The sequence below is a fragment of the Suttonella sp. genome (assembly GCF_056855035.1).
In genome coordinates this window covers 33,881-40,984 of the sequence record NZ_JBXGGR010000003.1, presented here as the reverse complement: position 1 = coordinate 40,984, position 7,104 = coordinate 33,881, and the positions used below count along the sequence as shown (strand labels likewise).

Sequence of the window (7,104 nt, the reverse complement as noted above, 5' to 3'; positions counted from 1 at the left end):
GATATTGAAATATTTTTCAATATTTTGAAAATTTTTATTGTCTCATTTTAATCTGAAGAAACTATACCAAAAGAAGGCTTGCAAAATTTAACGGTGTAAGCAAAAATTTCGAATGGCATTTGAAAGAATGCGAATGACGCTGGAAGCAGAGTATTGATGATTTAGAAAAACATTTATGGTCGCTTCTGCAATAAATTATACCAATCACTCTGCTAGTCTAGAGCCTTTTCAATTCTTCGACTATACGCAGAAAATAAAAAACCGACCGCATATGGGTCGGTTTTTAAACACGCTACAAACTTAGTGCTTATGCGCTTCTGCGGGCTTTTCCTCGCTTTTCGCTTCTTCGGCGGCAGGTTTTTCTTCCGCTGCTTTGCTGTCGCGTACTTCCACCACTTCCACTTTGCCTTCTTCGATGGCAGGGGTGCTGATATCGCTGACCGCCTCAGGTTTAGGAGCGGCAACCACTTCCACCAATTTCACATCAAAGACCAAAGCCGCGCCCGGCAAAATGCCTGCTGAAGGCTGACCGAATTCGCCGTAGCCTAATTCGGAAGGGATAAAGAAGGTGTATTCGCCGCCCTCTTTCATCAATTGGATGCCTTCCACCCAGCCGTCAATCACTTGGCTCACGCCGAAGCTGACCGGCTCTTCCGATTTGTCGAAGACTGTGCCGTCAATCAGACGACCTTCATAGGTAACTTTAACCGTATCGTCTTTACTCGGCTGCTTGCCTGTGCCTTCGGTTTTAACCACATATTGCAAGCCGGAGTCCGTGGTTTTCACGCCCTCTTTTTTCGCATTCTCTTCTAAGAATTTTTTGCTGGCTTCGACCGACTCTTTTTGTGCCGCTTCGATTTTTTCCTGCATTACTACTTGTACTTCTTTAGATAAGGCTTCCAAAGCGGCATTCATTTCATCATCAGTGAGGCGCAATTCTTTTTGCTCGAAAGCATCGCGGAACCCTACAACTACTGCATTGAAATTAATCAGTTCTTTAGCATCGCTGTTAAATTCCGACAAGGTGCGTCCAAAATCTACACCCACCGCATAGCCGGATTTTTCCGATTGGCTTTCCAAATTCGCCGCTTGCGCGCCGATTGCTGCCGCTGCCAAAGCCATTGCCAATACACTACGTTTCATAAAATATCCTCAATTATTTGTGAACCAGTCGGCGCAGTATCGCATATTTCGCCCTGCGCGAGTTTTACATAAGATTAACGCTTGCGCATAGTCAGCGTTTCGCCCTCGGCAATGCCGTAATCATTCAGCCATTGCAAGGCTTCCTGACCGTCGCCTGCCAGCCAAGCGTACACGCTGCCTTCGCGATAGCTGTATTCCCAAGCGGTCATATCTTTGAGCATCTGCTCGCGCCCCACATCAGACAGACGTTCGGCAAGCAGAATCTGCAAATAATTGACCGCGCATTCTTCTTGCACCGTGCCGCCGGCATCGGTGTGCAATTGATGGCGCCGCGCCTCATCCATGCAAATCCAATGCGAGGCTTCGTGCAAGGCGGAATGTACAGGGGTATCGGGGCGGATATAGAGCGTATCTTTGACCAATCCCGCCTCTGGCGCCCCCCAAAAACTGCCGGGGATTTCCGCATCAGGGGCTAAGATTTCGGTTTTCAAGCCGTAAATACGCAACAACGCCGCCAAAGCAGCGTTGTCAATCTCAGCTATCAGCTGAACGTTTACACTCATACCGGCTCGCCTAAACGCACCACCAGCACATCGCATTCCACGCCGGGCAGAATATCGTCTGCGGTCGCACCGAGCAAAGACGCCAAGCCCGTACGCTTATGTCGTCCGATAATAATCAAATCAGGCTTGCTGTTTTGCGCATAATCCAAAATGCCGCGTCGCGTGGATAAGGCGGTATCGATATGCACGGTGGCCTGCAAATCATGACGCTGCAACAACTCGCGGATTTTAGTCTGTGCTTGCGAAGTCAGCTCGTTTTCATCGCCGACCGGCACAATCGGCACGATTTCATAACCTGCCGCCAATACCGTTTCTTCCACAATATGCAAAACGCTTAAATGCGCGTCCTGCGTATGCAAAAGCGCTTTTGCGCGCGCAGCGACAATATCGCTGTCTTCGCGCAAATCCGTAACCAACAAAATATGTTTATATCCCAACATTTTTTCCTCCGACTGCGTTTAATGGCAGATTTTATTGTAGCATAGCCCTTCAATTCACTGCATAGGAATGCGTCATGCTCTCTATTCAAGCACTATGGGAAAAACTCTGGAACAATCGCGGTCCGCGCTCATGGCGTTGGGCAAAATTTTTACCCTTTGCCATTTTCCGTGCTTATATGAAAGAAAACATTGCCAAAGATGCGCAATCCTTGGTTTATGTAACCCTATTAACCCTTGTGCCGCTCTTGGCGGTTGCCTTCGCGCTCTTGCAAGGCTTCGGCTTGCGCGGCGTGATTGAACCTTGGTTGGAAGATTTATTTGCGCCGATGGGCGGCGCGGGTGCGGAAGTCGTCAATTATCTAATGGAATTCGTATCCAATACCAGCGCCGGCAATCTCGGCATCATCGGCGTGATTTTTCTCTTTTTCTCCGTTTTAAACATTTCGCAAAGCATCGAACAAGCCCTGCACGATATTTGGCGCGTGGAAAACGCCCGCTCGCTGCGCGCCCGCCTGATGGGCTATTTCACCACCCTTTTGCTCGCACCGCTTTTAATCAGCGCCATTATGACCATGATGCTGGGCATGAAAGACGCCTCATGGCTGCAGCCTTTTCTGCATATCCCCGGCATGTCCGCTCTCTTCAAATTACTGACCGGCTTTCTGCCGACCACCATGGTCTTCGTGCTGATTGCCGGCGTGTACTCATGGATTCCCAATTGCAAAGTGAGCTGGAAAGCCGCTTTTACCGGCTCGGCATTCTTTCTCTTGCTTTGGTATCCCGTCTCGAAAATGTTCAGCGTCTTCATTGCCGGCAGCGCCAATTATTCCGTGATTTACTCCAGCTTTGCCAGCGTGATTATTCTCTTGTTCTGGCTGCAATTTCTTTGGCTTATTTTCTTAATGGGCGCGAAAGTCGCCAGCCTTGTGCAAATCCCTTCCCTACTCTCGCCCTATAATGAAAACCAATGGTATGCCGACGAACAAATGAAACTCGGGCTGATGCTCTACGCGATTAGCCAAAACCGCTATAACCGCAACCAAAGCGCACCCGACATGGCATTTTTTAACCGCTGTACAGGCTCGACGCCCTATAAAATCCGCCTGATTCTCGACCGCCTGATTCAAGCCAAACTGATTAGCGAAGTCAGCGGCGAACCGCCGCGCTATATGCCCAGCAAACCCGCCGAACAATACCGCCTAAGCGAACTCTATCACGCTCTTGCCGCGCCCAAAGGCACATTCCCTGAATTTTCCGGCGCTTATCAGCAACTAGAACAAGAATTCCTCAGTCGTCTCGAGCAAAGCATGCCTAATGACGACAGTGAAAACCCCGTCAAACGCGACGAGGCGGAAGAATACCGCTCGCGCCGCCAAGCCCGCGAAGCCGCGCGTGCACAAAAAGCAGCCGAACGCGAAGCCTATTTCGCCGCCAAACGCGCGGCAAAAGCGGAGAAAAAAGCGCAGGGCAAAACGGCATGGTGGCGGTGGGGAAAATAAGCGGCAGACAATCGATTATTCCAGATGAATAATCCCCATTGCGTCCGCAATCAGTATCAGTACGAAAAATGCGATAAATACCGCCACATAAATTCCGATACCAATCAACACCGCCTTAGCCATGCTGCGGCGCGGATAATCATCGCCGAAGCGCTCCCGCACGGCAAGTTTATGCTTCTTGCCGACTCTCAGCCACCACAGAAGTAAGAGCACCAAGCCAATCACATTAGGAATTTTATCTCCGATGCTCGGCACAAAAACACTGAGAAAGATGATGACCGAGGAAAGCGCTATCATCGTATAAAACATGCTGCGATTTTCCTTGGCACCTTCTTCATCGCCCAAAGCCAAACAATTTTGCAGATGCAGATAACTGCCGAAAATCGGCGAAAAAAGCAAAGACCATAAACCGGCGGCATTCGGATTGAACAAAGGCGGCGCTTCTTCTTGAGTGATTTTCTGCAAATTAGTCGTCGGCGCCTGATAGGGATTGGCTTGCAATGTAGGCTTTGCCCTTTCGTCTGCCCTATGATTCTTATTTGGCGCAACATCCGTTTTCTCCGCCTGCGGCGCTACGGAAATCGGCTGCTGCTTGGCAGCCAAAGCCGCATCATAATTGCGCCGCCGCTGAGGGTCGCCCAAGGTATGCCGTATCTGCAAAAACAAAGATTGCAAATGTGAAGGAATCTCTCGCGCTGCCATTTCCGCCAAACGCTTGTCAATCTCTGCCTGCGTCGCGCTTTGAGGCAATTTGATGATGTCATAATAATTTTTACTCATGGCTTTTTCCTTTGCACTCTCTAAAAACTAATCCTTCCAACGATAAGCGCTGACGCCGAATTTATCGCCCAATTGCGTTTTCATGCGCAATAAAGCCTCTTTGGTTTTTTCCTCCACCACGCGCATATGATGACCGTTGGCATGAACAATCGTGTCGACGTTTGAAGCAATCATCACATGCCCCGGCACGAAAATTAAATCTCCGGCTTGTAGTTCCGTTCCCTTGACGCCTTGATGATGCAGCTGCATGAATTTCTGCTGCAAATCGCTGTCGCGCGGTAAATTGCGTCCGGCAAAGCGGTAGCATAATTGGCTTAATGCCGAGCAGTCCAAGCCGCCTAAGCCGCGACCGCCCCAGACATAGCTGCGCCCGATTTGTGCGCGTGCAGTGGCGACAATATCAAGCCTTTCCTGCAAATTCATCATATGCTGCTTATGTATCCAGCCGCCGTTAAGCACCTGCACATAGTCTTGCTCCTGCGCACTGACATAAAGCACGGAATCAATCGGCAAATAAGACAATAAGGGGCTTTTCATATCGGGATTACGCGTCATAGGAGCGGCAAAGCGCGTCCGCCAAGGGCTTAAGGCCGGCAACTGCTCAAGCTGGCGCAACATCGAGCCATGCACCCAGCCGCAATAAGCGTCAATCTGGCTTTGCACGAAATAAAAATCGCCCTGCTGATCGTGAACGGTCAGCGATTCGCCGTAAAGCATCTGCGTCAGCCGCGCCGATGCCGCTTCCGGCGCGGCAAAAACCCAAGCATCGCTGCTTTTGACTAAAGCATAGGCGCGGACAGGCAAATCGGTGCTTAGACGTTTATCCGCCAGCGTATGATCATCAAAATTAAATATATTCATCGTCATCTTCCTTATTAAGGCATTATTCGACCATTATGCCGAAAGAATGCCAAATCTGACAATTTGTTTAGGACTGAAGCACAATCTTCTCTACCCGACATTGCACTGCTCCGTCGGCAAAGCGCACGGAAATTTGCTCCTGCAACTGCACATCCTGCGCACGGCTGAGCACTTCACCCTGCGGATTCTCCACCACCGCATAGCCGCGCGCCAAGACCGCCAAAGGATTAAGCAAGGAAAGACGTTGCGCCAAGGCGTTAAATTGCTGCTGTTTTTGCCTTTGATAGCCGCCTTGCCGACGTTGTAAGGTCAGCGACAGATGCTGCAACTGCGCTTGTGCCGCCACTACGCGCGGCGCAAGCTGCACGCGCTCGAACCGTCCTTGCCGATAATGCAAATGCTGCTTTTCCAGCTGAAACCGTTGCTGCAAAGCTGCCACCAAACGTCGCTCTTTTTCCGCTACCGCATGATGTTCACTATCCAAACGACGCAAAGGCTGATGCGCCTGCAAACTTTGCGTCCAATGCGCTAATCTCTGTATTTCGCCGCTTAATCGTTTGTCAGGATGAGAAAGTGCCAAGCGCTGCGCCACATGCCTTTGCTGCCATGCCGCCTGTTGTAAGCGCCGCAGCATCGCCTGCTGCAAACGCCCCTGCAATTCATCGCTACGCTGCTGGCGTTGCTCAATCTGACGACGTGGATCTTGGCGCAGCAAACGCGCCTGCAATTGCCGCACAAAAAGCTGCTGTTGGCGGATAACTCGCGCCAAGTCTTGAGACAATTGCTGCTGCCGCCGCTGCAAATGCAAAACCTCATCAGCCAAAGGCGGTGAGACCATTTCAGCGGCGGCAGTCGGCGTTGCCGCGCGTCTGTCAGCGGCAAAATCCGCCAAAGTCGTATCCACCTCATGTCCCACGCCGCTAATCACCGGCAAAACACTTGCCGCCACCGCGCGCGCCAGCGCTTCATCATTAAACGCCCACAAATCCTCCAAACTGCCGCCACCACGCACTAAGAGCAAAACCTCACACTCTTGGCGGCGATTCGCCGCTTGCAAGGCGGCAATAATTTGTGCTGGCGCTTCCTTGCCCTGCACCATGCAGGGATAAATGACGATTTGCGCCGCAGGATTGCGCCGTTTCAAAGTATTTAACACATCATGCACCGCTGCGCCGCTGGGGGAAGTGATCACGCCGATGCGCATGGCGCGACGCGGCGGTTCGCGCTTTGTTTCTGCGGCAAATACTCCTTCCGCCTGCAAACGCTGCAAGCGCAATTGGTACTCGCGCTCCAATGCGCCCAAACCCGCCGGTTCCATCTGCGCGGCAATCAATTGATACTGTCCGCGCGGCGCATACAAACTCACCCGCCCCTGCAGCCGAACCTGCACACCATTGGCAATCTCCGCCCAATCCATGCGCAAGGCAAAGCGGCTGCCCTTAAACAAAGCGCAAGCAATGCTTGCCTGCGCGTCTTTCAAAGAAAAATACAAATGCCCCGAACTGGGGCGGCTGAGATTGGAAATCTCTCCTTCCACGCTGATACGGCTAAAGCCCGTTTCCAGCAAATCCCGCGCCGCCTCATTCAATTCGCTGACTTGATAAACTTTTTCACTCATGCGCGGACTCTTTTGTTGTCTGACGGGCACGCTCTTCCAGCGTATCGTCTAACAGCGGAATCATGGAAGGCGTATCCAAATCTTCAAATTGCCTGCTTTTCAAAGCCCAACGAAAAGCAAATACCGCCGCCACAACCAAAACCAAAGAAATCGGAATCAGCAAAAATAAAATTTCCATAAAAACCTCTTGAATAAATCCA

Annotated in this window: 8 protein-coding genes and 1 pseudogene; 2 read left to right on the top strand and 7 right to left on the bottom strand. The window is 51.0% G+C overall.

Annotated elements, in window-relative coordinates; genetic code table 11:
• Nucleotides 1-59: 59 nt before the first annotated feature.
• A pseudogene (locus tag ACJHVI_RS00450) lies at nucleotides 60-134 on the top strand (IS1595 family transposase); the annotation flags it as partial.
• A 166-nt stretch (nucleotides 135-300) separates the two neighbouring features.
• Here ACJHVI_RS00450 and ACJHVI_RS00445 read toward each other — a convergent pair.
• The 3 genes from ACJHVI_RS00445 to ACJHVI_RS00435 form a co-directional block, all read right to left on the bottom strand.
• Nucleotides 301-1,143, bottom strand: coding sequence for an FKBP-type peptidyl-prolyl cis-trans isomerase (locus ACJHVI_RS00445; RefSeq protein ID WP_483182614.1), 843 nt, complete (start codon nucleotides 1,141-1,143; stop codon nucleotides 301-303).
• A gap of 74 nt (nucleotides 1,144-1,217) precedes the next feature.
• Nucleotides 1,218-1,706, bottom strand: a complete 489-nt coding sequence (locus ACJHVI_RS00440; RefSeq protein WP_483182613.1) for a hypothetical protein — start codon at nucleotides 1,704-1,706, stop codon at nucleotides 1,218-1,220.
• Nucleotides 1,703-2,146, bottom strand: a complete 444-nt coding sequence (locus ACJHVI_RS00435; RefSeq protein ID WP_115218352.1) for a universal stress protein — start codon at nucleotides 2,144-2,146, stop codon at nucleotides 1,703-1,705. Before ACJHVI_RS00435 ends, ACJHVI_RS00440 begins: the two co-directional genes overlap by 4 nt.
• Nucleotides 2,147-2,220: 74 nt before the next feature.
• Between ACJHVI_RS00435 and ACJHVI_RS00430 the strand changes: the two genes are divergently transcribed.
• Nucleotides 2,221-3,645: a YihY/virulence factor BrkB family protein gene (locus ACJHVI_RS00430; protein WP_483182612.1), complete on the top strand. Its 1,425-nt coding sequence runs from the start codon at nucleotides 2,221-2,223 to the stop codon at nucleotides 3,643-3,645.
• Between the two features lie 15 nt (nucleotides 3,646-3,660).
• Here the strand turns inward: ACJHVI_RS00430 and ACJHVI_RS00425 are convergent, their stop codons facing one another.
• The 4 genes from ACJHVI_RS00425 to ccoS all read right to left on the bottom strand — a co-directional run bounded on the left by ACJHVI_RS00425 (nucleotide 3,661) and on the right by ccoS (nucleotide 7,082).
• Nucleotides 3,661-4,425: a J domain-containing protein gene (locus tag ACJHVI_RS00425; RefSeq protein WP_483182611.1), complete on the bottom strand. Its 765-nt coding sequence runs from the start codon at nucleotides 4,423-4,425 to the stop codon at nucleotides 3,661-3,663.
• Between the two features lie 27 nt (nucleotides 4,426-4,452).
• Entirely contained in the window at nucleotides 4,453-5,286 is an 834-nt protein-coding gene (locus ACJHVI_RS00420; protein ID WP_483182610.1) for a C40 family peptidase, read from the bottom strand.
• A gap of 67 nt (nucleotides 5,287-5,353) precedes the next feature.
• Nucleotides 5,354-6,904, bottom strand: a complete 1,551-nt coding sequence (gene xseA / locus ACJHVI_RS00415; RefSeq protein ID WP_483182609.1) for an exodeoxyribonuclease VII large subunit — start codon at nucleotides 6,902-6,904, stop codon at nucleotides 5,354-5,356.
• On the bottom strand, nucleotides 6,897-7,082 hold the full coding sequence (gene ccoS / locus ACJHVI_RS00410; RefSeq protein ID WP_483182608.1) for a cbb3-type cytochrome oxidase assembly protein CcoS: 186 nt from the start codon (nucleotides 7,080-7,082) through the stop codon (nucleotides 6,897-6,899). The genes xseA and ccoS overlap by 8 nt, the downstream gene beginning before the upstream one ends.
• Between the last annotated feature and the right edge of the window lie 22 nt (nucleotides 7,083-7,104).

Coding starts and splice junctions, on each gene's coding strand:
- ACJHVI_RS00445 (WP_483182614.1), bottom strand. CDS start 1,143: ATGAAACGTAGTGTATTGGCAATGGCTTTGGCAGCGGCAGCAATCGGC.
- ACJHVI_RS00440 (WP_483182613.1), bottom strand. CDS start 1,706: ATGAGTGTAAACGTTCAGCTGATAGCTGAGATTGACAACGCTGCTTTG.
- ACJHVI_RS00435 (WP_115218352.1), bottom strand. CDS start 2,146: ATGTTGGGATATAAACATATTTTGTTGGTTACGGATTTGCGCGAAGAC.
- ACJHVI_RS00430 (WP_483182612.1), top strand. CDS start 2,221: ATGCTCTCTATTCAAGCACTATGGGAAAAACTCTGGAACAATCGCGGT.
- ACJHVI_RS00425 (WP_483182611.1), bottom strand. CDS start 4,425: ATGAGTAAAAATTATTATGACATCATCAAATTGCCTCAAAGCGCGACG.
- ACJHVI_RS00420 (WP_483182610.1), bottom strand. CDS start 5,286: ATGAATATATTTAATTTTGATGATCATACGCTGGCGGATAAACGTCTA.
- xseA (WP_483182609.1), bottom strand. CDS start 6,904: ATGAGTGAAAAAGTTTATCAAGTCAGCGAATTGAATGAGGCGGCGCGG.
- ccoS (WP_483182608.1), bottom strand. CDS start 7,082: ATGGAAATTTTATTTTTGCTGATTCCGATTTCTTTGGTTTTGGTTGTG.